The following is a 24,373-nucleotide window of genomic DNA, read 5'->3' on the forward strand; positions in this document are numbered from 1 at the left end:
GTCATTGGTTGCCTGTTTTAGCAGCATTGATAGATTTATACACTTGTGTTGTCGCCGAATCGGGGAACTTGGAATGTGTTTCAATAATTCTTCGTATCTTAGCGAAGCATTCTGAGACAGCTTCCGATTGTGCCGAAGCATCCTTGAAAAAAGACCAACCTCCGGGGCATTCGCCCGCGAAGTATAAAGACTGTTTCCCGGAGAACTGAACTCTTTCCATCGTAACAATCTCAATAAAGCTCTTCCATAAATCGGTTATAAAACATCAAACTCGGGTATACGATGATTGTAAGCAAAACATAGCGGAGGTTAATTATGAAGAACATCGCAGTATATTCAACGCCCACATGCCCGTATTGCAGGCTTGCAAAGGATTACTTAAGTGAAAAGGGTATAGAGTTTACGGACTACAATGTCGCAACCGATCTTGAAGCGCGAAATGTGATGGTCCAGAAGTCCGGGCAGCTTGGCGTGCCTGTGATAGAAATAGACGGCCAGGTGGTAATAGGCTTCAATAAGCAAAAGATCGAGGAACTGATCGGCTCATAGAGACGCGGAATGGACAAGACTCACTATGACCTGATAATCCTGGGAGCCGGCCCCGCCGGTATGACCGCAGGTGTATATGCTGCGCGCAAGCAGTTGGATACGCTGATAATTACAGAGAATATCGGCGGCCAGGCTATGTGGAGTTCGTGCGTCGAGAACTATCTGGGCTATATATATATCCCCGGTACCGAACTGGTGCAAAAATTTGAGGAGCACTTAAAGCAGTTCGATGTCCGGCTCGAATACACCAGAGCATCCAGGATATCCCTCATCGAAGGCGGGTTCAAAGTAGATACGGCTGACGAGCGCACATTCTTCGGACGCGCAGTAATTGTGACTACAGGCAAATCGCCGCGCCTTCTGAATGTGCCTGGCGAGAAGGAGTTTACCGGCAGAGGACTGACATACTGCGCCACATGCGACGGCCCTCTGTTTTCTGGTAAAGTCGTTGCGATTGTCGGAGGAGGAAATTCGGGCCTCGACGCCGCAGTTCAGCTCATGAAGATATGTCCGAAAGTCTATATCATCGAGTCTACAGACAAGCTCAGAGCCGATGAAGTCATGATCGATCAGGTGGAGCAGGCGGACAACGTCGAAATTCTGCTCGAAACATCGGTCAAAGAAATTTTGGGCGAGACATTTGTAAGCAGTATAATAGTAGAAGACCACGGCACGATCAAGAAGCTGGCATTGGATGGTGTTTTTGTTGAGGTCGGCCTCACACCGAACACGGATTTTATAAAGGGTCTGGTCGAGCTTAATAAGTATGGTGAAATACCCGTGGACTGCGCAGGCCACACAGGCATTCCCGGCCTATATGCGGGCGGGGATGTAACCATAGTGCCGGAAAAGCAGATAATAATAGCTGCCGGTGACGGCGCTAAGGCGGCGCTCGGAGCATATTCATACATTGTCAGGCAGCCAAACATTACCGACTGGGCGAAAAAATAATGCATCTTAATAATGCGGCTCCTGTGAGAGCCGCGTACGTACACATACCGTTTTGCCTCTCCAAATGCCATTATTGCGACTTTAACTCATACCCGGGGATGGAATCGCACTTTGATGAATACGTTCACGCTCTGATCTCTGAGATTGAGCGGTCACAAGACACACCTGATAAGCTCGACAGCGTATATATCGGCGGCGGCACTCCGACAGTCCTTTCTGCCAGCCAACTCGGCGATATTCTCTCTGCAATATCGCACAGAATAGGCATTTCTGAGAATGCTGAAATCACTATTGAGGCGAACCCCGGCACTGTCGATGAGTGCAAGTTGGCACAACTTCGCGAGCAAAACTTTAACAGATTGAGCATCGGCGTTCAGTCCTTTGATGACGATTACCTGGCAATGCTTGGACGAGCGCACGACTCAAAGCAGGCAGTGGATGCATACTACTGTGCGCGAAGAGCCGGGTTCGACAATATAAGCATAGACCTAATTTTCGCTATGCCCGGCCAGAGGCTCAATCACTGGGAAAACACGCTCTATGCGGCTCTCGGGCTGGAACCGGAGCACATTTCGCTTTACGAGCTGACAATAGAGGAAGGGACCAAGTTCGGCGAACTTTGCGCCCAGGATGAGATTACTCTGCCGGAAGAAGACGAACAGATCGCTATGTATGAGCTGGCAATCGCAAAGACTCGCGAGGCCGGCTTTGAGCATTACGAAGTATCCAACTTTGCGCGTTCTGAGTATAGGTGCCGCCACAATCAGGTCTATTGGCGAAACGAGCCTTACTATGGCTTGGGGGCAGGGGCGACAAGTTATGTGTTCGGTGATCGCGCAGTCCGCATTAAGGACCCGGAAGATTATGCTGCAGCAATTGAATCGGGAGGAGATGCAATCACATTTTCGGAGCATTTGACAGGCAGGGCATATCTTGCAGAGACACTCATCCTCAGCCTGCGCATGATCGATGGTGTAGACCTGGACGAGTTAAGTAAAAAGACAAACTCAGATATAATCAAAGAGTTTGCCCGAGAAATAGAGTCTCTTCAATCGAAAGAGCTTGTAGAGCTTTCTGACAGCCGCCTGAGGGTCACACACAAAGGTCTGCTGCTGCTCAACGATATCTCAGCGGAACTGGTCAACTCAACAACCTAGCCCGAACTATTCGTGATGAGATCAAAGTGACCGTACACTGTCATTCCGAGCGGAGCCGGGGAATCTTCTTTGTGATAATGCTAAGAAACTACTTCTCGTCGAGAAGGGTCTTTATTTCACCTTCAATCTTGGCTATTTCCTTTTTCTGATCGCTCTCATCACGCATTGGGAAACTGACATGGACATATCGAATGATGCCCTTCTTATCGATTATGCAGGTCATCGGAAGATCGCCGATTTTATAGCTGCTGCCGGTCTTGCTGCCGCCATAATCCAGAGCGATTGTGTAGTTGATAGATAAACTCTTTGCCAGATCGTCAACCTTGCTCTTTTCCTGGTCTAGCGCGACACCTAGTATGGTGACATTATTATTCGACTGATATTTACTCTGTAAGTCGATCAGGTAAGGTATCTCGGCCTTGCACAATGGGGACCATGTCGCCCAGATGTTCATCACCACAACCGAGGGCTGATCCTTGAAACAGTCCGAGAGAGTAAAAGTCCTGCCGTCAAGCGTGGGCAGTGTGAAATCGGGTGCCTGTATGCCTGTGCTTATTTGCGCATTTGCTGCGCAGGCTGCCAGAGATGTCCATATAAGCGCGATAACCGCATATAAGTAACGTCTGTTTGTCATGGGTTATTTCCTTTCAATTACATTGACATGTATATCAGACGAGTGCTATGCTTTGAACGTTGCCAATCGACTGTATTTTTGGGAAAATAATAGCAGGATGACCGGAGGAAAGGCAAATAAAACCTACGCTGCGCTAATGTTGATGGCGGCTATTTTACTGGTTTGCTGTGCCGTCCCAGGTATAATTCGCACTGCGGACAGGCATCATTCCACTGCTGTTGTCGGGGCTGCTGCAGGCCACACCAGGGTAAATATGGCCTGGCAGACCTCTACCAATAAATTAACAGACCTCACTTTTTCTTCCAATGGCCAATATCTTGCCGCCGTTGATTGCAAGAGCGCTGTATGCGTCTACAATATCGCCGGTAAGAAACAATACATATCTGCCGTGCCTGGAATAGACAGAGTTGTTATTTGCCCGGACGGCAGTTATTCCATGGCATTCTCCCATCTCGATCGTGACAACACGACATGCACTTTTCTGGATAATAAAGGGAAAATTTGCTGGGATTTGCGTGTCAATGGCGCTGTCTGGTCTGCGGACTCATGCAGCATTGACGGCGGTGCGCGATTTGTGATCGGCACGGGCACAAAACGCGTTTATGTCGTCGATATAGGCGCGCACCGCAAGTATTACAAGTGGTGGACCGCTCCCGGCGCAGTTGTTTCTCTGTATGTGGAGCCGGACGGCGAGGATATAATATTTGGAACATGGCAGGACTCATCTGTTGAGCGAAGGAGCGTTGACGGTCGGCGCGCCTGGCATCAGGATGCCGATCTTGCAACACTGCCGAATGTGGAAAAACTCGGCGTATCCGGCAGGCTTGCAGTGCGTTATCTTCCAAACAATCGCTGTGCGGACGGCTCATATGAGATTATCGGAGTGGGCGGACGTGAGATCGCGCGCGGAAGTATCGACGCGTCAGAAAAGACAAGAGTGCTGTTTGATCCGACAGGCAAGTATGTTTGCATCAACTATACCGAGGTGATCGAGCATAAGGGCAAGTCTATGATTGAGAAACGTACGGTGCTTCAAGACGCATCCGGCACGCGACTGTGGGAGAAGGGCTCTGCGTTCTTCCAGACTGATCCGATTCTGGTGACCTCAAAGGGGGAAGTCCTGCTCAGAGACGCAAATAATGCTGTGTTTATCACGGGTGGCTCCGGCACTCTGAAGCAGGTTATGAAACTGCAGGCAAAGCCGCTGCGCTGTGCTTATTCAAAAGACGGTTCGCTGTGTGCCCTGAGTTGTTCGGACGGCAGTCTACATTTGCTGAAATTATCCCGGTAATAGCACAACGGCCGCACCATAAAGATGCGACCGCCGCGCCTACGAGACTGGGCTAGGTACCCGGCTAGTTCCCCGACAGGGTGGCTTCCAGAGGGATGAGTCCCAATCTGGTCGCTCTGCGGAAAGCCTGCACTCTGTTGGATACCTGGAGCTTGTCATATATGTTGGCTAAGTGGAAATCCACTGTCCGCTTGCTCACATACAAAGCGTCGGCAACGTCCTTGCTGGATCTGCCTTCGATAACGAGAGATAAAACCTCAAGTTCTCGCTTTGTAAGCCGAACTGAGCGGTCCTGGTGGACGTCCGGAATTCCGACAGCCGCCATATATTTCTCCTTTCCCTGCTCGCCGCTCATAAATATCATTCCATCTTGAAGCCGATCTTGAGAGGAACTTTCTGAAAAAAGTGGAGAGTGGAAAGTGGAGGGTAGAGAGTCTAAATGGTGCAGAGTCATTTCCACGGGATATTATGGGAAAGCCTATCGCCACCAGCCAAATATAAAATAATAAATCTCAAATACTAAATCAAAATGCCCGGGAGCTTATGGCTCCCGGGCATTTTGTTAAACGGCATTCGCGTGTTCCTGCAGCAACTCCTGGATGTGCGCCTTCATATTTTGGTCTTCTTCTTCAGTCAACTCCGGTTTTGCTATCTCAAAGACCTCGCCGGTATCGGGGTTTCTGAAGATAAGTGTTGTGCCGATATCTTTGTTATCAAAAGCTCCCATCAATTGGAGCATGCCTGCCTGCAACATAGTCTGACAAATCACATATAGGAATATTCGCTTTATTTCTTCCGGCTGACCCTGGAATTCCTCCAAAACCGCGCGCGCCTCGATGTCCATCTCGTTCATCGTAACGGCCTCCTGCACAAACAACGTGCAATTCGCGCGTTCCACGGTATCAGTTTACCCATATCGGTGATTATACAGCCGATTCGAACATTTCTCTTGCAGCGGGTTCGAGCACGCTAAAATCCGAGGGGTCATCGGCGTCTACTATCATTCGCCAGATGCCGGCTTCAGTCCTGGATCCGCGCAGGAAGACAAATGCGCGCCGGTCAGGGCCGGAAAGCATCACACGCCAGGCTCCGCTTTCGTCTCCCGTGCGTTCTTTGACCCTTTCGGTGCCCTCGAAGTTCTGGAATTCGTAACTCTGGAACCTGTGCTGAAGCTCCGGCCAGAGCTTGCGGGTGAAGTATTTCTCGATGCTGTTTTTGAGCGCACCATGCTCGATAGGCGGGCAGGTGAGTCTGAGCATTACATTGGAGTTTGTAGGCACTGAATTGACCAATTCCTGCAGGCTCAGAGTCTGTGACGGATCGAGATGCGTTCCATTTGCCATGGAGGATATTCTGACCCATTCCTGAGCGACCTCCGGCTGCGATTCAGCCAGAGCTGCGGAGAGAGCCGCCTGAAGGCCGTCGCGGCAGGTGCTTGTCTCAAAGATTGTGCCGCCGTTGGCTCCTTCGACTCCAACCGGAACGTCGTAGCCGTCCATTCTGAGCTTGTGCATCTTGGTGACCACATTGATCTCACCAGTCTCTACATTAAAGACTTTTGCGCCGAAAGCTGCAGCAACTCTTTCGCATGCAAGCGAAGTCGCGTCGCTCATTACCACGGCAAGTTTGCCTTTCTCACCGCCATTGAGCTTGCGTCGGGCTAGGGCCAGCGCGACATTAAACGCCGCCACGCGCTGAGGCGCAATGATAGCCGATTCATCGTGGCCGGGCAGCACGAGATTGCCTCGATCGGCGTCATAGTCGAATGCCACACCAAAGTGCGCCCGCTCTCTGGCAGCAGCCCTTGCCACTCGCATAAGCATATGTCTGCCGCTTGCGGGGTCGATCCCGTCAGTGTCGATTCCATGCTCTGGATAGCCTAGCTCGGCATTGATCTCAATTACGCGCACACCGAAGTGCTCCAGGACTCTTGCGTCAATGCCGCATCCTGCGCCTCCGTTCGGATCGAGCAGGGCAGGGCCGAGTGTAAGCGGCTTTAGGCAGTGAGGAGCAATACCCCAGTCGCGGCCTATTATGTCCAGGTACGCTCTCTCGGCCTGGATTCGCGAAGACTCATTATCAGGCCATGAAAGCGCCGATTCAAGAACGGCAGGACTTATGCCGTTTATGTGCTGCGTAATCTCGCCATCCGCTGATTCGACGACTTTCGCGACATTGGCAATAACTTCAGCCATCATGAAAGCTGAGAGCAGTGCTCCAGGTGGAGCCGTGTGAGACTTTTTTGCCTTAGAGCATCCCGTGAGGAATTTGAAGCCGTTGTGCATGATCGGGTTGTGGCTGGCAGTGACGATCACGCCGCCGTCCGCATTAAGCGCTCTGACGGCTGTCTCGGCCAGAGGCGTGGTAATGATTCCTAGATCGACAATCTTCGGAGAACACCTCAATGAGTCAGCGCCTGCAAGAAATCCTCTGACAAGAGCTTTACCCAATGCCTCACCGGTCGGCCTCGGGTCACGGCCTAGCAGCAAAACGGGTTTCGGTCCCGGCACACAAGCTCTGACATAGCAATAGCCGTATGCCCAAGCCAGCGCCTTATGCTCATCCGAGATGTCGGGGCCGCTGCCGAATACGGTGCGTACTCCCGAAAATGACTGCACAAGGCCGCTGTCGCCGAGAGCTTTTGAGAGTAGATCGATCAAGCGTACACCTCTTACAATGCTTTCTTTCTACTTTATGGTTGAATCCAAAGAGTTGATCAGCTTGACCTTAGCTGTGTATTTGTCCTGAGTAACGGTCACATTTGCGGCGATTCGGATACCGGAGGCGACTTGAGCATCCTTTGACGGCGCAATCAGCTTAATGGCCGCCTGATATGTCTTTCCGGCTCCCAGGTTCTCGAATTTGGGAGACTTTGCATCAGTCTTCCAACCTTTGGGCACTGCATATGTGATCGTTCCGCTTATTGGCAGATTGCAGTCGTTGACGACCTTTACTACAATCTGTCGTTTGCTCTCCACATAGTTTGTCGTTAAGGTTACGGGGGTCATAGCCACAACTGCTGAGTTGCGCAGATCGGGATCCTTGATCACTTCATACATTCTGGCTCTGGCCTTTTGCAGATACCAGCAGGAGTTTGAGATGGCCTTGACGGTTCCTTCCGCATCCAGCCTGGTTCGCCATGGCATTTTTTTGAGCATGTGCCCGGACGGGTTTATGATAATGTCGAGTGACCTGTATGATTCATCGCTCCTGATCCCCGACTTCACCCAGTCATTGGCCTGCCGCAGCGTCCACACGACCCTCATCGGCTCTGATCCGCTGATCTTGGACAAGCGGTCAACTTCGGGCTTGATCTTGTCTTTAAGCGCATTGAGACAACGCATCAAGTCAGGATGCACAACCCTGCCGGGTATGCTGAACACGACTCCATCAGCGAACTGCTTTGCGCTCCGTTGACCAAAGTAGCTGCCGCAGACATATATATCATATTTTTCTTTGAGACCAGGGGTCTTGAGCATGAAATCCTGAGGATCAAGAATATTGCTGTTCACAAGCAGGCCGATCTGGCTGTCTTCGATGCGCAGTGGTTTTATGCTCAGGTCATTAGTGTCGCTGATCGCGGTTTTCTGCGCGATGTTGACGGTTATGGCAGCAGGCCATGCATTTGATACAGCCATTGCTCCCATATATATTGCTGCGATTGCAAACAGATATAAACGCTTCAATTCAAGTACCCTCCGAATATCTATTGCCATATAGAGCATCAGTTTCATTATAACAATATGCCCTGAAGAAACCAAAATGCACAGCCGCCAAACAGTTTTACGTCCGCTTTTTGCGTCTCGTTCCGCTGATACAGGCTTCCACAGCGTAAAACTATCAGTTTTTTCGGCATGTTGAGCTTGTAATCCTTGCCAACTGTGCTCATATTGTTATATAATCCTTGCTGATATGAGTATCGAGCGCGAGCAGGCCGAGACAGGGTTGATCTCAGCATCGACTGCTGATAAACTCAGCGGAGTGCTGAATGTTGCCGTGGACCTTTTGGAAGATATCCAAAAGGTGGTGGCCGGTGGTCGCCCCAAGGCCGTGAGGATCCGTTTCGGTGACAAAACAATAGCCGAATTGCCGATTGCACTTACGGCCGCTGCTGCTCTGACGGCCGGGTTGGCTGCCGTAATGCTGACTAAACTGGCCATAGACGTTGTGAATGATGAAGAATAATTATAGGGGTGAAGGCGTGCAGGACCAGTTCCAAGAAGAGCGAAGTCTCTCACAGTCGCGCTATGCCGTCCTGTCGGATCAGGATATCGTCTCCATCGCACAGCATGGCGACGAAAGAGCCTCTGAGTTTTTGCTCTACAAATATCGAAGCCTCGTAAGGACGAAAGTAAGATCATACTTCCTTATGGGAGCTGAGAAAGAAGACCTGCTGCAGATCGGAATGATCGGCTTGTGGCAGGCAATAGTCGATTACCGCCCCGAGAAGGATATTTCGTTCCTCTCATTTGCACGCATATGCATCGAGCGGCACGTCATCACGGCTATCAAGACAGCCACGCGCCGCAAACAGACTCCACTGAATACTTCCGTATCGCTCGAATATCCGTCTGAAGACAGCGACAGCGAATGGAACCTGGCCGACATCCTCATATCCGACGATACTATCGATCCTGAGGAACTTGTCCTAAAGCGCGAGGACAACTATCAACTGCAGGACATGCTCAGGCGTCTGCTTTCCGATTTCGAGTGGCAGGTGCTTTCGGGCTATCAGGTCGGCAAATCGTATCGTGAGATCGCCTGTGAGCTTCGCTGCAAGACCAAGTCGGTCGATAATGCATTGGCCCGCATCAAGCGGAAGATATCCTGTGCGCCTCACACTTGGCCCGGCATCACAGACAACAATTAATTTAGTATTTAGTAATTCATATTTTATATTTGATTGGTTATATAAACCGTTTGCGTTTTTTGAACCTGACGCTGCAAGAAACTGACATCTTATATGGTTTATAATGTGCGCCTCCGGAAAACGGGGGCGTTTGGCTTTTTATATTTTTCGTATTGAGAGCCGATTGCAAAAAAACAAATCAATAGGCAGTTGACTGAGCGACAACCGGTCCGGGCTCTTAGCTCTCTACTCTCCGCTCTCAGCTATCTACGGAGCGCAGCTTGCAAGTTATTAAGAAAATCAATTCGCTGAGCCGTGATCTCAAGCTCCTTTGGACTGCGATACTTGTGCTGAATTTCGGGTTCGGCATCTACAGCGCAGTGTTCTATAACTTCGCCACCGAATCTATCAGGATCAGGCCGGAGCAGCTTGGCTATGTGGAAGCCGTCAGAGAGCTGCCGGGTTTTCTGTGCGTGGGGGTCGCCGCACTGGCAGCGCAGATAGCCGAGCCGCTGCTTGGTTCGATGGCACTCTTTCTTATGGCAATAGGCATGGGCGCATATGCAGTCGTCCATGGAATCCCTACACTGCTTGTCTTCTCATTCATATGGAGCGTCGGTTTCCACTCCTGGATGCCCCTGCAGTCTTCACTTGTCCTGAACCTTGCGCGTGCAAATATCAAGGGCAAACGCCTGGGCCAGACACTCTGCGTATCGAGCATGGGAGCACTGGCGGGCATGCTCGCCGTGCGGATTGTAGGGCATGGGTTCACCTATCCGCAGTGGTTTGTGTTCGGGAGCTGCTGGATACTGGTCGCGGCGTTTGTTATGCTGCCTATCAGGCGAGACATCTGCCACCCGGACAAGCCGAAACTTGTCTTCAAGTCGCGCTATAAGCTCTATTACGGATTAACGTTTCTCGAGGGCTGCCGCAAACAGGTATTCATGACCTTTGCAGTTTACGCCCTTACAAAGGTCTATCATACGCATCTTAAGACAATCGCTCTGCTGATGATCATCAATAGTGTCGTAAATATTCTGGGCGGCCCAATTGTGGGCAAGCTTATCGACCGCATAGGCGAGCGTTATATTCTGATGACCAGCTACAGCGCGCTGATACTCGTCTTTTTGGGGTATGCCCTGATCCACCATGAGCACGTATTGTTTATTCTGTATTGCCTGGACAATTTTTTCTATCTGTCAACCACGTGCTTGACGACCTATCTGCAAAAGATAGCCGACCCGGCAGACCTCACTCCCGCTCTGTCAATGGGTGTGACATTTAACCATGCCGCGGCGGTGCTGGTGCCTCTTATAGGCGGCTTTTTGTGGGCAAAACTTGGATACCCTGTAACATTCTTCGGAGGCACTGTCGTTGTGGCGATTTCGCTGATACTTGCATCGAGGGTGCGGGCTATGCCCAGGGCTAAAACTCAATGAAGACTCCACGAGTGATAGTGATAGGCGGCGGCGCCGCCGGTATGATAGCGGCGGGCAGAGCGGCTGAGTGCGGCGCATCGGTCGTGCTGCTGGAAAAAGGCTCAAAACTTGCACGAAAGGTACGCATCAGCGGCAAGGGTAGGGCGAATATCACCAACACAGCCGACCTCAACGAGTTCATAGAAGCATTTTCACCTAACGGCAGGTTCCTATATGGCGCTTTCTCACGCTACTTCAGAGATGATCTGCTCGACTTTCTCCACAAGATGGGTGTCGAGACAAAGGAGGAGCGCGGCGGACGAGTCTTTCCCGTATCCGACAGTGCTTCGGACGTGGTAGAAGCCTTTGAAAAGTGGATCAGCGAGCTTGGCGTGCGCATCAAATATAACGCGACCGCTAAGTCTATCGACGTAGAGGACGGCCATGTGACAGGCGTCAAACTCTACGGCGGACGGATGGACGCTGACGCGGTGATAATAGCGACAGGCGGCGCGTCATACCCCAAAACCGGCTCGACTGGCGACGGATATCACATGTCCCGCGATCTCGGCCATACGATAATCACGCCCAGACCGGCTCTTTCAGCTCTGATCACAAAAGAAGACTGGATCAAAGACCTGCAGGGTCTGTCTCTGCGCAATGTCGAGGCGGCTCTACTTATGGAGATCAAAGGTCAGGATCAGCCAAAGAAGATAGCTTCAGAGTTCGGCGAGATGCTCTTTACCGGCAACGGCGTATCCGGCCCGATTATACTCACACTCAGCAGGCATGTCGCATCGCTTCTCGGCAAAGGCCGCCTTATTATCTCAATCGATCTAAAACCGGCGCTATCAAGCGAGCAACTGCACCAGAGGCTCATCAGAGACTTCAAGCAGACCAGACACCTGAAAAATTATCTGCACGAACTGCTTCCCCGGCTGCTTGTCGATGTCTTTGTATATATCAGCGGTCTCGATGGCGATAAGCCCGTCAACAGCATTACAGCGCAGGAGCGTGCGCGGATTGTCGATCTGCTTAAAGACCTCAGGACCGAAGTGGTGCGCATGGGTCCGCTGGATGAGGCGATTGTGACATCCGGAGGAGTCTGCATAAAAGAGATCGATCCGAAAACAATGATGTCGAAGCTGGTTTCGGGATTGTTCTTCGCAGGGGAAGTTATGGATATAGACGCCCAAACCGGCGGCTACAATCTCCAGGCCGCGTTCTCAACAGGATACGTAGCCGGCGAGTCTGCCGCTGATTACGTCGGGATGTGAGCGTGAGTCATAAAGTCAAAAAGTCATAAAGTCATAAAGTTGGAAAGTCAAAAAGTTCTGATGGTCCGGGATTTGAATCCCTGACCAATGTATTTGGGATTTTAATCCCATTCTCTGCCATCTTTAATATTTGATGGGTAAGGATCTCCGAATCCGGCTATTGACGATCTTTACTACCGTTCCGTGTATCTTTTTGCCCACCCCATCCAACCCCCCGGCCCCTAACTCTTAACTCTTAACTCTTAACTCTTAACCCCCGGCACCCATCACCAATTTTTGTTATTGACAGAGAAAGCCAGCCGCTGATATAATATCTTTGCTTGATGACGCAGGGGCAATACTTGACGGTCTTGAGCAGGGTTGGTATAATTATTCCGGCTTAAACAAGTCGCGTGGACGATTAGCTCAGTTGGTAGAGCAGTGGACTCTTAATCCATTGGTCCAGGGTTCGAGTCCCTGATCGTCCACCACTCACGGGCGAGTGGTGGAATGGCAGACACGCTAGATTTAGGATCTAGTGCCGCAAGGCGTAGGAGTTCAACTCTCCTCTCGCCCACCACAGCCGGTAAATAGGTAAATGAAATAGCGTGCGGGGGTGGTTCAGTGGTAGAACGCCACCTTGCCAAGGTGGATGTCGCGGGTTCGAGTCCCGTCCCCCGCTCCAAATTCAACAAAATGGGTATAGGATAGCGGACACTAAGCACGCATGCGCGGCGAGTGCCTAACGTCCTGTATCCTTTTTTTGTGTGCAAATCCAGATTGGAGAAGAACAACATGTTGGTGAAGCAGGAGCAGATCAGCCCTTGTGAGGTGGAACTGCATATCCAGGTTGATGCCGAGAAAGTTGACGCAGCCATTGACGAGACCTATGCAAAACTGGGCAAGTCGACCAATATTCCCGGTTTCCGAAAGGGCAAGGCTCCCAGGGTCGTTCTGGAGCATGTGCTTGATCAGGAAGCAGTCAAGGAAAGAGCGGCAGACATACTCCTCAAGGGCGCTTATATGGAAGCTCTGGAAGAGAGCAAGCTAGACCCGTATGCCCCTGCCGATGTCGATATCGTAAAATTCGAGCTTGGCGAGCCGCTTGAGTTCAAAGCACTCGTGCCGCTTGAGCCGAAGGTCGAGTTGGGCGATTACAAGGGTATAGAGGCTGAGCGCAATGTCAAGGCAGTGACCGACGATGGTGTCGAGGGGAATATCAAGGACATCCTTGAAAGGAATACTCAGTTCCCTGATGTGTATGACCGTGAAGCGCGAGTCGGTGATGTCGTTCGTGTCGAGATGAAGGACGACAGCGAACCGGACGCCGAGATGAAGTCTAATGTATTCGATATCGGTGATGCTCTGCCGGAGTTCAATGAGGGTCTTGCCGGTATGAACCCGGACGAAGAAAAAATCATCAGCGTCACCTATCCTGAAGATTTCCAGGCCGAGGACCTGCGCGGCAAGACAATTGCCTGGAAAGTCAAGATGTGCGAGATTCATGAGAAGGTAGTGCCCGAACTTACGGACGAGTGGGTCAAAGAAAACTTTGCTCCCGAGCCAAAAGAGGGCGAGGAACCTGTCGCCGAGCCTATCGACACCGTAGAAAAACTGCGTGCGAAAGTAAAATCCATAATGGAAGAGTCTGAGGCGCATGCGGCGGACGATGAAGTACGGAATAAGGTAGTGGACAAGGTGATCGAAAACGCGAAAGCCGACTTCCCCGGCGTATTGGTCAATGAGGGCGTCGAGAAGCGTATGGAAGACCTTGCCGAGCAGCTTAAAAAGCGCAAACTTACAATAGACGACTTTCTAAAATACAGGGATATCAAGATCGAAGACCTGCGCGCCGAGTATCAAGAGTCGGCGAAGAAAGAGCTCAAGAGCAGCCTGGTTTTGGGCGAGATAGTCACAAAGGAAGATATCAAGGTCGAAGATGCCGATGTTGAGGAAGCGCTGCAGGCAATGGCGAGCGAGAACAGGGTCCCGGTCGAGACGATCAAGGCTTATGTCGACAGGACAAAAAGCATGCCCGACGTCAGAAATCGAATTCTGACGAAAAAAGTTATAGATTTTCTGGTTGATGCTTCCAATATTAAAAACGTAGGGTAGTTGAAAGGAGTTCAGCTAATGGCGCTGGTACCGATGGTTGTGGAACAGAGTGCGCGAGGTGAGCGTGCTTACGATATTTATTCCAGGCTTTTGAAGGATAGGATTATCTTCATAGGAACCCCGATTGACGATGATATCGCTAACCTTGTGATGGCTCAAATGCTTTTCCTCCAAAAAGAGGATCCGGATCGAGATATAGAACTTTATATCAACAGCCCTGGCGGCTCAGTTATCGCGGGACTGGCGATATATGATACAATGCAGATAATAAAGCCCGACGTCGCGACCATGTGCGTGGGGCATGCCATGAGTATGGCCGCTGTGCTGCTGGCCGGCGGCGCTAAGGGCAAGCGACTTGCTCTGCCGAACTCAAGGATTATGATCCATCAGGGCAGCGCCGGTTTCCACGGCACGCCTTCGGATATCGATATTGTGGCAAAAGAAGTTCTTCGCTACAAATCACTGCTGGTCGATCTACTGTCCAAACACTCCGGCCAGCCTCGCGAGAAGGTCGAAAAAGATATTGATCGAGACTTCTACATGTCACCTGAAGAGGCTGAGGAATATGGCATAGTCGACAAAGTCCTCACAGCCACAGAATAATTTTAGATTTAGTATCTTGTATTGATTATTTAATTATTGCCTTTGATCGGGCTGGATATCCGATCCAGCCCGAAAAAACTTTGCGATCTATAATCGTGGATTCTCAGCGCAATCTGAATAATGTGCAAGTGATAAGCGTTTCATTTTTGGTGAGCGAATTACAAGATTATAGGCGTCCCAAATTTTGTCATTCTGAACTCACAACTCATAACTCATTAACCCACACCGTTTTTTGTAGGGGGACACGAATTTGGCCAGGATCGGTTATGATCGCACCGGCGAGAGGTGCGCGCTCTGCGGCAAGAGCCGCGACCAAGTAAAGAAGCTTCTCGTAGGTGTCTACGGCGGGATATGTATCGAGTGTGTCGAGCTTTGCAACGATATAATAAAAGGCGAATCCGCACAGAGCGATGATTTTTCCGCAATAGGTGCCGTGCCCAAGCCCAAGGAAATTTATCGAATACTCAGCCAGTATGTAGTCGGTCAGGAAAAGGCTAAAAGGTCGCTTTCTGTGGCGGTTTACAACCACTTCAAGCGCATCAATGCCAACATGTCCGATGTCGAACTGCAAAAGTCCAACATTATGCTCATCGGTCCGACCGGCTCGGGCAAGACACTTCTGGCACAGACTCTGGCCAAGATTCTCAACGTGCCGTTTGCCATAGCCGATGCAACATCGCTTACGGAGGCCGGTTATGTCGGCGAGGACGTCGAGAACATTCTGCTCAAACTCCTCCAGGCTGCCGATACGGGCGGAAGCGTTCAGGACACAGTCAAGAACGCCCAGCGGGGCATTATCTACATCGACGAGATCGACAAGATCGCACGCAAATCGGATAATCCTTCGATCACGCGCGATGTCTCCGGCGAAGGCGTGCAGCAGGCTCTGCTTAAAATTCTTGAGGGAACGGTCGCGGCTGTTCCGCCTCAGGGCGGCAGGAAGCACCCTCAGCAGGAATATGTCCACATCGACACCACAAACGTTCTCTTCATATGCGGCGGCGCTTTTGACGGCCTCGAAGATATAATCGGACGTAGAATATCCGATAATTCCATGGGCTTCCGCGCCGAGGTCAAGAGCAAGATCAAGAAAAACCCGGGCGAGATGTTCAAGCATGTGCTGCCCGAAGACCTCCTGAAGTTCGGGCTGATACCTGAGTTCGTCGGCAGGCTCCCTGTCGTATCTACTCTGGACTCGCTCGATGAAGAAGCTCTGGTCAAGATACTGACTCAACCCAAGAACGCGCTTGTCAAGCAGTATAAGAAGTTCTTCGAATACGATGGCGTCGATCTTGTAGTAACCGATGACGCTCTTACAGCGATTGCAAAAGAGTCGATGAAGCGTGGAATGGGTGCCAGAGCGCTTCGCTCCATCATCGAAGAAGTCATGCTTAATATCATGTATGAGCTGCCTTCATGCCAGGATGTTAAGAAGTGCATCATTACAGAAGATACTATCGTCAACAAGAAGGAACCCACGCTCGTCACTCTGAGCGAGGTTAAGCAAGCGTCGTAGTATGGCTTATTTGGATCATGACAGTCAGGATGATATTTCACAAGCGCTGAGCGGTCTGCAAATGCCTCGCAAGCTGCCGAGAATCCTGCCGGTGCTTCCGGTCAGGGACAGCGTCTACTTCCCGCATATGCTTTTCCCGCTCTTTCTGGGCAGAGAAAAGTCTATACGAGCGCTCGATCATGCGCTTGAAAAGAACCGGTATCTGCTTCTTGTCGCACAGAAAGAAGTCTCCGTCGAGGACCCGACACCTGACGACGTCTACTGGGTCGGAACTGTTGTCGAGGTTATGCAGGTCCTGCGCGTGCCGGACGGCACAGTCCGCGTAACCCTCGAGGGCATCGAAAGGGCGCAGATCACAAAGTTTGTCCACACCGATCCGTTCTTCAAGGCCAGAGTCCGCATCTTGAGCAGCCGTGAAGTCACAGGGTCTAATGTGGAAGCCCTGATGCGCAGCGTCGTATCGACATTCGATCAGATCGTTCAGAACCAGGGCGGCTATAACGGTCACCCGATTCCCCCTGAACTGATGATGAATGTGGCTGGTATAGAAGAGCCGGGCAAGCTTGTCGATACGATTATTCCTCATCTGCCCATCAAGACAGAGATCAAGCAAGACGTGCTGGAGACGGTCGACGTGATCGGACGGCTGGAAAAGCTCAACACACTGCTGCAAAAAGAGATGGAGGTGCTGGATATCCAGCGCAATATCCGCAGTCGTGTTGAAAAAGAAATGGGTGAAATGCAGCGTGAGTATATACTCCGCGAGCAGTTGAAGGCGATCCAGCAGGAGCTTGGCGACCGCGACGGACACACGAGCGAGGGCGATGATTATAAGGCAAGGATAGCCGAAGCCAAAATGCCCGAGGATGTCGAGTCCAAGGCGATGAAAGAGCTTGATCGGCTCGACAAGATGCCGTTTGCGTCGCCCGAGGGGGCCGTTATTCGCAATTATCTCGATTGGCTGATTGCGCTGCCCTGGGCTGCGTGGACAGAAGAGTCGCTGGATATAGCAGAGGCTGAGACAGTCCTGGACTCAGATCATTTCGGGCTGGACAAAGTCAAAGAACGCGTGCTCGAATTTCTGGCTGTCCGCAAGCTGGCAAAAGATATCAAGGGACCGATCCTGTGCTTTGTGGGACCTCCCGGTGTCGGCAAGACCAGCATCGGCAAGTCAATCGCAAAGTCCATGGGGCGCAAGTTTTACAGGCTCTCACTCGGCGGTGTGCGTGACGAGGCTGAAATTCGCGGGCACCGGCGCACGTATGTCGGCGCGCTCCCCGGCAGGATCATACAGGGGATCAAACAGGTAGGGGCTCGAAATCCCGTCTTCATGCTCGACGAGATAGACAAGATCGGCGCTGATTTCAGGGGAGACCCGTCATCGGCTCTGCTGGAGGCTCTGGACCCTGAGCAGAACGATTCTTTCAGTGATCACTATCTTGAAGTGCCGTTCAATCTGCGGGATGTGATGTTTATCACCACCGCGAATGTGCTAGAAACGATTCCGCCGGCTCTGCGGGACAGAATGGAGATTATCAGGTTCTCCGGCTATATCGAGGACGAGAAGCTGGAGATTGCAAAGCGTTTCATTCTTCCCAAACAGATAAAAGAAAACGGGCTAACGAGTGATCTGCTTTCCATTCAAGACTCGGCAATGCGGCACATAATTCGTGACTACACGCGTGAAGCCGGAGTGCGCAACATGGAGCGCGCGGTCGGCACTGTCTGCCGCAAAGTCGCAAAGGAAGTCGCAACCGGAAAGAAGACAAAGACCACCGTCCGCGAGAAGGATGTCAAGACCTATCTGGGACCGCAGAAGTATCACTTTGGCCGGGCCGAGGAGAAGGATGAAGTGGCCGTCGTTACGGGTCTTGCATATACCGAGTTCGGCGGAGACGTAATCTCAATTGAGACGGTGCTCATGAAGTCGGATAAGGGCAATCTTATCTTGACGGGTCAGTTGGGCGATGTCATGAAGGAATCGGCTCAGGCCGCGCTGACATATGTCCGCTCTCGGGCGCGAATCCTGGGTATCGATGAGGAGTTCAGTTCGCGCACTGATATACATATTCATGTTCCTGAGGGAGCTGTGCCCAAGGACGGGCCTTCCGCAGGTGTCACTATCGCTACGGCAATAGCGTCTGCGCTCACAAAGCGCCCAGTACGCAAAGACGTGGCAATGACCGGCGAGATTACTCTGCGGGGACGTGTCTTGCCCATAGGCGGGGTCAAAGAAAAAGTTCTCGCGGCTCACAGAGCAGGTATTCGGACTGTAATCCTGCCAAAGGAGAACGAGAACGATATTGAGGACATTCCATCGAATGTTCGGGACGAGATGACCTTCCATCTGGTCGATCATGCCGATGAAGTGTTGAACTTGGCTTTGATCCAGGTAACGGCTCAACCTTAGCTTTTTCTCGGGAGGGCGAAACTCTCGCTGAGCTAAGGCATGCAAAATGCAGACATGCTCAAGAGACTGCTTTCAAACTAATGCCCCACCGATATCCGGCGGGGCATTAGTTTTACGCTGTCTTAACCCGAGTTATGGGCATGTAGGACAAGGCGTAGGACAAGGCGTAGGACATGTCGTCGGGCAAGGGGCAGGGCAGGTTGCTGCCGGACAGCTTGGTCCAGCCCCCACAGATGACGGACATACCGGACAGACCTCGCCATACCTCGACAGCCAGTTTTGGAGAGCGACGATTTCCTTCGATGTCGAGTTCACAACAATCCTTGCCTGATCACGAAGTCCCGGCACGGTCGCCTTGGATAGCGCAAGCTGTGCCGCATCCCTGTTTTGTTCCAGTAAGCCGATCATTGTCTTGACATATGGAACGTTATAGTCGCCGCCGCAGCACTGCTTCAGACTGTCCATTACACCCTGAATCCTGTTATAATCCGCGTTCAGTGTGCACATTCCCGCTTTTTGTGCCCAGTAAGAGAGCTTTTGGCTCTGCTTAGTTTGCTCATAACGAATCTTGCCTGACAAGTCTCTTATGCCTTTGTCTGTAGACAACTGTATTCCCTGAGTGGCAAGCGCAGCGATATCACTGTGCTGTTGATACATCAGTCTCATAAATGCCTGGTCGAAATCGCATCCACACAGATCTGCCAGGTCTGCACACGGCCCAGCGCCGATATTGGCCGGCTCGGCAGGGCATGTCGGACATGTTGTCGTCGGACATGGTGCCGGGCAAGTACTAGGGCATGGCGCAGGGCACGCCGGTTCACACCCACATTCTGCGAATGCTATTGTTGGAACGGCTGCAAACATCAACGCCAGCAACGTGACGCCTAGATATTTCATTTTCTAATGCCTCCTGTCGTTTTCAATATGCCCCGGTATCTTTGTTCCCTCTCACGCCAATCAACAAACGGTCTGATATTGTGCAATTGAAACATAGATCGGTTACCAAGTATGCATACAACTTTGTGCAGGCAGCAAAAAGCCCGGCGAACAAAACTCGCCGGGCCGATAAATGCGATCTAATAGAATTTTCTACTCTGTACTAGTTACTCTTCCTTCTTTATCTATCCAGCCATTCTTGCATATCTGGTCTGTTTTCTGAGATCTAACGGTTCCATACACTTTGAATCTGCCGCTTGGTTTGAGCTGTAGCATCTTTACTGCTCCCGGCCCGACATATTCGAAGCGCAGGTCAGAGCCGAACGCTCCCCATGATCCCTTCATACTTCCGTCCGTTCTGAAAAGCAGTCTTGCAGGTTCGCCATCCTCGGTTTCCCAATCGGTTACAGGCTGCTTAGCTTCAAATTGAGCGACTGCCTGGCAGAACTTGAGGTTTTCTTTAGCGCGCTGCACTTCACTCTCAGGCAGGCTGCCCCAGTCAAGAGTTTTTGTTGATGCGATATGACGCGCGATGTCGCCTTCACTTATGGGAAGGCTGAATGCTTCATCCGTTTTTACCTTTCCCACAGGCAATATTTTCGCCTTGCCCTGGACGTTGTATTTCTTTGTGGCCGGATCATAACTGACTGTCAACGGACCTGTCCCGACATTTTCGAAGTAATAAGGCAGGCCGAAATCTATCCTACACCAAGCTCCGGGTTCTCCATCCGTCATCAGGTCCTTTGCGGTGCCTGCAGTCGGGCAAGCAGCCAATAATACGATTCCAGCAGCAAATAACATCAACTTCCGGTTCAAATGCAACATACTTATTTCCTCCTCAGTTTTTTTGTGTCGATATTACATTTCCATCCTTGTCAATCCAGCCATCCGTGCAGACCTGGCCGGTTTGCTGAACTTTTACAGTGCCGGTCACGTTGAATCTGCCGCTGGGCTTGAGTTGATAGAGATATATCTTTTCCGATCCGATCAACTCAAATCGCAGGTCAGATCCGATTGCGCCGCATGATCCTCTCGGAGAACCGCAGTATAGAAGCCTTGCTGGTTCACCATCCATAGTCTTGAAGATATTGCCTTTGCCATCAAGCTCAGTAACCGGCAGACCTGCCTCAAACTTGGCGACTGCCCGGCAGAAATCTAAGTCAGCAAATGATTGTTCAGTATCGTCGGATGACAAGTTGCCCCAGTCCAGTCTGCCTGCCGAATCGATATCTTGTGCGATGTCACCTTCATTGTCTGCAATCTTGAGGCTCTCATTTGTGTAGATCCTGCCTGTCGGCAGAAGTTTTGCCTCTCCCTGCACCTCATATGTGTTGCCGATCATATGATGGATGATCGTCAAGCCGCCAGTTCCTACATTCTCGAGCCAGTAGGGAAGACCGTTAGCAACCTTGCACACTGCGCCAGGCTTAGCGTCAGTAATCAAATGAGGATTAACAATCTGATGGTCATATTCGCTCCATGTAATTGTGTTGTCTGTATGAAGCGGGCAACTGACAATTACTTGGCCGACCTCAGGCTCCTTACCATCAGCAGGAATGTTGTAGACATATGCTTCGGCGGCTTGATCAACTGTCCCTGGACATGTTCCGAGCATCATTACATGCTTTTTGTCGCTGCTTGAAAGCCAGTCGGACTGCCAGCACAAATTCGACGCCCATTCAAGTCCTGTGGAAAGATTTGGCGGAAACTGATGATACTTTGCCGCTGCGTTTACTAATGCATCACCAAGATAGCAGATACGTTTGGTACAGCAATCGAAAAGGGCTTCACTGTCTGGTCGCCATGTTTTTTTATCTGCAGCTTCGGAGTATTTCAAAACATCATCCGTACACAGCCCGGATAAAGGATAATCCCATACCAGCTTTGAAAAGATGTTCGCCGCGCGACCGTAGCTGCGGTCTTCAGCATCTAGATTGCCTTCGAACGCATAAATGTTTCCCATCGCATATTGGAAGATAGCTTCATTAATTGCTGAGCAAGCCGCATCAGACTGGGCATTATCTTTGTTCGTAAGCTGATTTGCCGTGCAGGCTTGGCTGAATGTTTTCTTTACTCCCGATCCGTCCGAGCCGACTAAAACTGTGTTAGCCGTGCCTGTTCGATAATTTTGATCTGTTACGAAGATCAGATTACCGGTCGAATCCCACGATGCTTTTGAGATATTATCTTGCTGAGAACAATACACCTCTCTGGCTCCAGTGCCATCGGAGTTCACGACGCATACCTTGTTGTCTCCTGTAATATATAGTATGCGAGAGCCGTCTGGCGACCAGCGTGGTCTTGTTGCCCATACGTTTTCAGGTGACAACCTTACTGCATCGGCTCTTCTGGTCAAGTCCAGAGCAAATATTCCACCGCTCATCGGCACACCTGCATACCATGAGCCTCCTTTCTGAAAGTCACTGGAGAATGCTATTTTTTTGCCGTTCGGTGAGAAACAGGCACCTGCTCCATTGATACCAATATCTTGTGTTTGTCCGGTTTGCGTGTCGATGATAACCAGGTTGTGCTCGTTTGTATAGCCTTGACCGGATGAAATCGCAATATGTCTGCTGTCAGGAGCCCAGGCTGGTGCAGTCTTGATATTTCCGCTGAGTAATTTAGTGACCTCCAGCGTCTTTCTGTCATACAGCCACAACCCGCTCCCCGCGTCTTTGTAGCTGTCGGCATTCGGATAGTAAGTTCCGCTGAAAGCCACCAGTGTCGGGTCTGGAGCGAAAGCAGAATAAAATGGCCGATAAGATTCGGGCAGATCGAATTGAATGCTCTTTCCCGTTGCAGCGTCCAAAAGCAAAACTCTGTCTTTTATGATTGGATGCCCGTTGCCGGTATTTGCTGACCGGTTCTTGATATCTGGTGTGGTCCATAGTGCGCTGATCAGACTGATACTCAGCCATCGCTCGCCCGGCAGCCATGGTCCTATTTCGGTAGCCCATCCAATGAAACTTGCTATACGGTGTCTGTTGGTGCCATCAGATTTTACAGTCCATATTTCGGTGATAAGTCCTTTTTCACGATTTACTGTATATGCGATATCCCCAAAGTCGGACTGATAATCGCCCCGGCCATGATACCAGGAGGTCTCTTTGTAGGTGTTGACAGCCTTGCCCGGCTTTGGCGCCAGGTATGCCATCAGCAATGATTGACTCCCTGCATTTACCAATGCGTCGCCATGCCTGTTGGACAGTCTTACTTTGCCCTCCACAACAGTCACAGCCACTGCGTCATCTCGCACCACATTCGTATCTACCACAGTGCCCAGCAGCACTACACGACCGGCGGGTGTGTCTATCCGCGCGATCTCCTTGTCATGGTTGGCGCAATATAACCTGCCGCGGACAATCTTCGCAACCTTGGCGGATGTAAAGAGAAGCTCTGTGTTGGAATCGAGGTTGATCTCACTGCCCTTTAGCGTGACGAGAGTGGCGCGGCCACCTTTCCCGGTCCTGATTGCAGTTCCTACCGCGATTCTTTCGCCTTTCGCGATAAATATTCCCTGCCCATTTGTAACGTTCCCTATAACATTTGTAAGAGCCACAACCGGCGGGCCATAGCAAACCGGCTTATGAGCCGTTTTTACAGTATCTTCCGCATATGGTTTCTTTCCCGGCAAATTAATATTGTCCGTCGTCCCGGCTGTATGATGCATGCAATTTCCGGTGTTTGGGTGTCCTGCCGATGCAACAGCGTTCTTCCGAATGTGTGCGGCAGGTCTCTTTGTGTTATTTGTGCTGAGCGCAATCTGCTTATGCACCGGGGCCGTCGGTATATCCTTTGGCCCCGAATACATAAGCCTGCCCGCCACCAGAATAGTTGCAATCAAAGCCGCACATGCCCCAAGGCTGAATGTCCAGCGGATTATCGGGCTGCGACGCCGCGCGGCCACTATATCACGCGTCCTTTTCTGCAGTTCGCGTCGATAGCTCTCTCGCATTTTTATATCCTCGTAGTGCTCATTGAGTAGTTCTACAGGATCGTTTGGAGGAAGTTTATTGCTGCTCATGATTGTCACCTCCAGGATCATCGGCCATTAGTTTACCAAATGCCGTTCTAAACGCCGTGCGCGCCCTTACAAGGAGCGATTCAACTGCCTTTGTCGTGCTCCCAGTCCTTTGTGCCAGTTCGTCTGTAGTGTAGCCCTCTACATATTTCGATATAAGAGCATCGGCCTGTCTTTTCGGCAAATCAGCGAGGGCACGGTTGACCGCATACTTAAGATCGGGCAATGCGGTTTCCGATATACAGAACTCCTCAGTCAAAGGCTCTTCGATATGACGAGCGCGACAAAAGTGGGCCAGACGATTGCGAGCAATGCCATGCAACCATGCGTCGAGGTCGCCGCGTTTGGGGTCGTACTTGCCGATGCTTTTCGCGGCAGTCAGCATTATATCCGAGCATAAATCCTCAGCGTCGGCATGGTTTGCGTTTAGATGATGATATGCAAAACGATATGCCCACGGCGCATAGCGATCAAAGAAATCATCCCAGGCGCCGGTGTCTCCTGCGGCAATTTTACGCGAAAGAATTTCATCTTCATTCATCATCTCCGCGCTTGCGGCAATATCCGGCCGTCTGTCCAGTGTCACCTCAATCTCCAATAGGCACCTCGGTTTACGATCGTTCATATATTAGTTGCCGATGAGAGATTGAAATCCTTCGGTGGGTGT

Annotated in this window: 21 protein-coding genes and 3 tRNA genes; 15 read left to right on the plus strand and 9 right to left on the minus strand. The window is 51.0% G+C overall.

Going from position 1 to position 24,373, the window contains the following annotated elements:
• Positions 1–315: 315 nt before the first annotated feature.
• The 3 genes from ABFD83_07895 to hemW are packed head-to-tail and all read left to right on the plus strand — an operon-like array spanning position 316 to position 2,657.
• Positions 316–549 carry a glutaredoxin domain-containing protein gene (locus ABFD83_07895; GenBank protein ID MEN6356989.1) on the plus strand — a complete coding sequence of 78 codons (234 nt, stop codon included), beginning with the start codon at positions 316–318 and terminating at the stop codon, positions 547–549.
• Between the two features lie 9 nt (positions 550–558).
• Positions 559–1,500: an FAD-dependent oxidoreductase gene (locus ABFD83_07900; GenBank protein ID MEN6356990.1), complete on the plus strand. Its 942-nt coding sequence runs from the start codon at positions 559–561 to the stop codon at positions 1,498–1,500.
• Complete coding sequence (gene hemW, locus ABFD83_07905) at positions 1,500–2,657, plus strand: radical SAM family heme chaperone HemW (GenBank protein MEN6356991.1); 1,158 nt, start codon at positions 1,500–1,502, stop codon at positions 2,655–2,657. Before ABFD83_07900 ends, hemW begins: the two co-directional genes overlap by 1 nt.
• 88 nt (positions 2,658–2,745) lie before the next feature.
• On the opposite strand, the gene ABFD83_07910 is transcribed toward hemW, so the two are convergent.
• Positions 2,746–3,291, minus strand: coding sequence for a TlpA disulfide reductase family protein (locus ABFD83_07910; GenBank protein MEN6356992.1), 546 nt, complete (start codon positions 3,289–3,291; stop codon positions 2,746–2,748).
• A 97-nt stretch (positions 3,292–3,388) separates the two neighbouring features.
• Between ABFD83_07910 and ABFD83_07915 the strand changes: the two genes are divergently transcribed.
• On the plus strand, positions 3,389–4,582 hold the full coding sequence (locus tag ABFD83_07915; protein ID MEN6356993.1) for a WD40 repeat domain-containing protein: 1,194 nt from the start codon (positions 3,389–3,391) through the stop codon (positions 4,580–4,582).
• 64 nt (positions 4,583–4,646) lie between these two features.
• Here ABFD83_07915 and ABFD83_07920 read toward each other — a convergent pair whose 3' ends face one another.
• The 4 genes from ABFD83_07920 to ABFD83_07935 all read right to left on the minus strand — a co-directional run bounded on the left by ABFD83_07920 (position 4,647) and on the right by ABFD83_07935 (position 8,268).
• The gene (locus ABFD83_07920; GenBank protein ID MEN6356994.1) at positions 4,647–4,937 is read right to left on the minus strand and encodes a response regulator transcription factor; all 291 of its coding nucleotides are present in this window, start codon (positions 4,935–4,937) and stop codon (positions 4,647–4,649) included.
• A gap of 207 nt (positions 4,938–5,144) precedes the next feature.
• Positions 5,145–5,435 carry a hypothetical protein gene (locus tag ABFD83_07925; protein ID MEN6356995.1) on the minus strand — a complete coding sequence of 97 codons (291 nt, stop codon included), beginning with the start codon at positions 5,433–5,435 and terminating at the stop codon, positions 5,145–5,147.
• Between the two features lie 70 nt (positions 5,436–5,505).
• Complete coding sequence (locus ABFD83_07930) at positions 5,506–7,242, minus strand: hypothetical protein (GenBank protein ID MEN6356996.1); 1,737 nt, start codon at positions 7,240–7,242, stop codon at positions 5,506–5,508.
• A 27-nt stretch (positions 7,243–7,269) separates the two neighbouring features.
• Entirely contained in the window at positions 7,270–8,268 is a 999-nt protein-coding gene (locus tag ABFD83_07935; protein ID MEN6356997.1) for an NEW3 domain-containing protein, read from the minus strand.
• A 226-nt stretch (positions 8,269–8,494) separates the two neighbouring features.
• Between ABFD83_07935 and ABFD83_07940 the strand changes: the two genes are divergently transcribed.
• The 11 genes from ABFD83_07940 to lon all read left to right on the plus strand — a co-directional run bounded on the left by ABFD83_07940 (position 8,495) and on the right by lon (position 18,749).
• Positions 8,495–8,767 carry a hypothetical protein gene (locus ABFD83_07940; GenBank protein ID MEN6356998.1) on the plus strand — a complete coding sequence of 91 codons (273 nt, stop codon included), beginning with the start codon at positions 8,495–8,497 and terminating at the stop codon, positions 8,765–8,767.
• Positions 8,754–9,452 (plus strand): RNA polymerase sporulation sigma factor SigH, encoded by a 699-nt coding sequence (sigH, locus tag ABFD83_07945; protein MEN6356999.1) that lies wholly within the window; start codon positions 8,754–8,756, stop codon positions 9,450–9,452. Before ABFD83_07940 ends, sigH begins: the two co-directional genes overlap by 14 nt.
• A gap of 260 nt (positions 9,453–9,712) precedes the next feature.
• Complete coding sequence (locus ABFD83_07950; GenBank protein ID MEN6357000.1) at positions 9,713–10,870, plus strand: MFS transporter; 1,158 nt, start codon at positions 9,713–9,715, stop codon at positions 10,868–10,870.
• Positions 10,867–12,126 carry an NAD(P)/FAD-dependent oxidoreductase gene (locus tag ABFD83_07955; GenBank protein MEN6357001.1) on the plus strand — a complete coding sequence of 420 codons (1,260 nt, stop codon included), beginning with the start codon at positions 10,867–10,869 and terminating at the stop codon, positions 12,124–12,126. The genes ABFD83_07950 and ABFD83_07955 overlap by 4 nt, the downstream gene beginning before the upstream one ends.
• A gap of 394 nt (positions 12,127–12,520) precedes the next feature.
• Positions 12,521–12,596, plus strand: a tRNA-Lys gene (locus tag ABFD83_07960).
• Between the two features lie 5 nt (positions 12,597–12,601).
• Positions 12,602–12,685: transfer RNA gene (locus ABFD83_07965), tRNA-Leu, on the plus strand.
• Between the two features lie 30 nt (positions 12,686–12,715).
• A tRNA-Gly gene (locus ABFD83_07970) sits at positions 12,716–12,790 on the plus strand.
• A 110-nt stretch (positions 12,791–12,900) separates the two neighbouring features.
• The gene (tig, locus tag ABFD83_07975) at positions 12,901–14,220 is read left to right on the plus strand and encodes a trigger factor (GenBank protein ID MEN6357002.1); all 1,320 of its coding nucleotides are present in this window, start codon (positions 12,901–12,903) and stop codon (positions 14,218–14,220) included.
• Between the two features lie 18 nt (positions 14,221–14,238).
• Positions 14,239–14,823, plus strand: coding sequence for an ATP-dependent Clp protease proteolytic subunit (locus tag ABFD83_07980; GenBank protein ID MEN6357003.1), 585 nt, complete (start codon positions 14,239–14,241; stop codon positions 14,821–14,823).
• 250 nt (positions 14,824–15,073) lie between these two features.
• On the plus strand, positions 15,074–16,339 hold the full coding sequence (gene clpX / locus ABFD83_07985; GenBank protein ID MEN6357004.1) for an ATP-dependent Clp protease ATP-binding subunit ClpX: 1,266 nt from the start codon (positions 15,074–15,076) through the stop codon (positions 16,337–16,339).
• Position 16,340: 1 nt separating this feature from the next.
• A complete protein-coding gene (gene lon / locus ABFD83_07990; protein ID MEN6357005.1) occupies positions 16,341–18,749 on the plus strand; it encodes an endopeptidase La in 2,409 nt (802 codons plus the stop codon).
• A gap of 132 nt (positions 18,750–18,881) precedes the next feature.
• Here lon and ABFD83_07995 read toward each other — a convergent pair whose 3' ends face one another.
• The 4 genes from ABFD83_07995 to ABFD83_08010 all read right to left on the minus strand — a co-directional run bounded on the left by ABFD83_07995 (position 18,882) and on the right by ABFD83_08010 (position 24,292).
• Entirely contained in the window at positions 18,882–19,646 is a 765-nt protein-coding gene (locus ABFD83_07995; GenBank protein ID MEN6357006.1) for a DUF305 domain-containing protein, read from the minus strand.
• A gap of 192 nt (positions 19,647–19,838) precedes the next feature.
• Positions 19,839–20,510 carry a hypothetical protein gene (locus tag ABFD83_08000; protein MEN6357007.1) on the minus strand — a complete coding sequence of 224 codons (672 nt, stop codon included), beginning with the start codon at positions 20,508–20,510 and terminating at the stop codon, positions 19,839–19,841.
• Positions 20,511–20,523: 13 nt separating this feature from the next.
• Positions 20,524–23,709, minus strand: coding sequence for a FecR domain-containing protein (locus ABFD83_08005; protein MEN6357008.1), 3,186 nt, complete (start codon positions 23,707–23,709; stop codon positions 20,524–20,526).
• Positions 23,696–24,292 carry an RNA polymerase sigma factor gene (locus tag ABFD83_08010; protein ID MEN6357009.1) on the minus strand — a complete coding sequence of 199 codons (597 nt, stop codon included), beginning with the start codon at positions 24,290–24,292 and terminating at the stop codon, positions 23,696–23,698. Before ABFD83_08010 ends, ABFD83_08005 begins: the two co-directional genes overlap by 14 nt.
• Positions 24,293–24,373: the final 81 nt, after the last annotated feature.

Source organism: Armatimonadota bacterium (assembly GCA_039679645.1).
Lineage (GTDB): Bacteria > Armatimonadota > UBA5829 > UBA5829 > UBA5829 > UBA5829.

What these genes read in the sequence shown, in the direction of transcription:
- ABFD83_07925 (MEN6356995.1), bottom strand. Translation starts at nt 5,435, where the DNA reads ATGAACGAGATGGACATCGAGGCGCGCGCGGTTTTGGAGGAATTCCAG.
- ABFD83_07995 (MEN6357006.1), bottom strand. Translation starts at nt 19,646, where the DNA reads ATGAAATATCTAGGCGTCACGTTGCTGGCGTTGATGTTTGCAGCCGTT.
- ABFD83_07940 (MEN6356998.1), top strand. Translation starts at nt 8,495, where the DNA reads ATGAGTATCGAGCGCGAGCAGGCCGAGACAGGGTTGATCTCAGCATCG.
- ABFD83_07895 (MEN6356989.1), top strand. Translation starts at nt 316, where the DNA reads ATGAAGAACATCGCAGTATATTCAACGCCCACATGCCCGTATTGCAGG.
- ABFD83_07910 (MEN6356992.1), bottom strand. Translation starts at nt 3,291, where the DNA reads ATGACAAACAGACGTTACTTATATGCGGTTATCGCGCTTATATGGACA.
- ABFD83_07915 (MEN6356993.1), top strand. Translation starts at nt 3,389, where the DNA reads ATGACCGGAGGAAAGGCAAATAAAACCTACGCTGCGCTAATGTTGATG.
- hemW (MEN6356991.1), top strand. Translation starts at nt 1,500, where the DNA reads ATGCATCTTAATAATGCGGCTCCTGTGAGAGCCGCGTACGTACACATA.
- ABFD83_07920 (MEN6356994.1), bottom strand. Translation starts at nt 4,937, where the DNA reads ATGAGCGGCGAGCAGGGAAAGGAGAAATATATGGCGGCTGTCGGAATT.
- ABFD83_07955 (MEN6357001.1), top strand. Translation starts at nt 10,867, where the DNA reads ATGAAGACTCCACGAGTGATAGTGATAGGCGGCGGCGCCGCCGGTATG.
- ABFD83_08005 (MEN6357008.1), bottom strand. Translation starts at nt 23,709, where the DNA reads ATGAGCAGCAATAAACTTCCTCCAAACGATCCTGTAGAACTACTCAAT.
- sigH (MEN6356999.1), top strand. Translation starts at nt 8,754, where the DNA reads ATGATGAAGAATAATTATAGGGGTGAAGGCGTGCAGGACCAGTTCCAA.
- ABFD83_07900 (MEN6356990.1), top strand. Translation starts at nt 559, where the DNA reads ATGGACAAGACTCACTATGACCTGATAATCCTGGGAGCCGGCCCCGCC.
- tig (MEN6357002.1), top strand. Translation starts at nt 12,901, where the DNA reads ATGTTGGTGAAGCAGGAGCAGATCAGCCCTTGTGAGGTGGAACTGCAT.
- ABFD83_08000 (MEN6357007.1), bottom strand. Translation starts at nt 20,510, where the DNA reads ATGTTGCATTTGAACCGGAAGTTGATGTTATTTGCTGCTGGAATCGTA.
- lon (MEN6357005.1), top strand. Translation starts at nt 16,341, where the DNA reads ATGGCTTATTTGGATCATGACAGTCAGGATGATATTTCACAAGCGCTG.
- ABFD83_07980 (MEN6357003.1), top strand. Translation starts at nt 14,239, where the DNA reads ATGGCGCTGGTACCGATGGTTGTGGAACAGAGTGCGCGAGGTGAGCGT.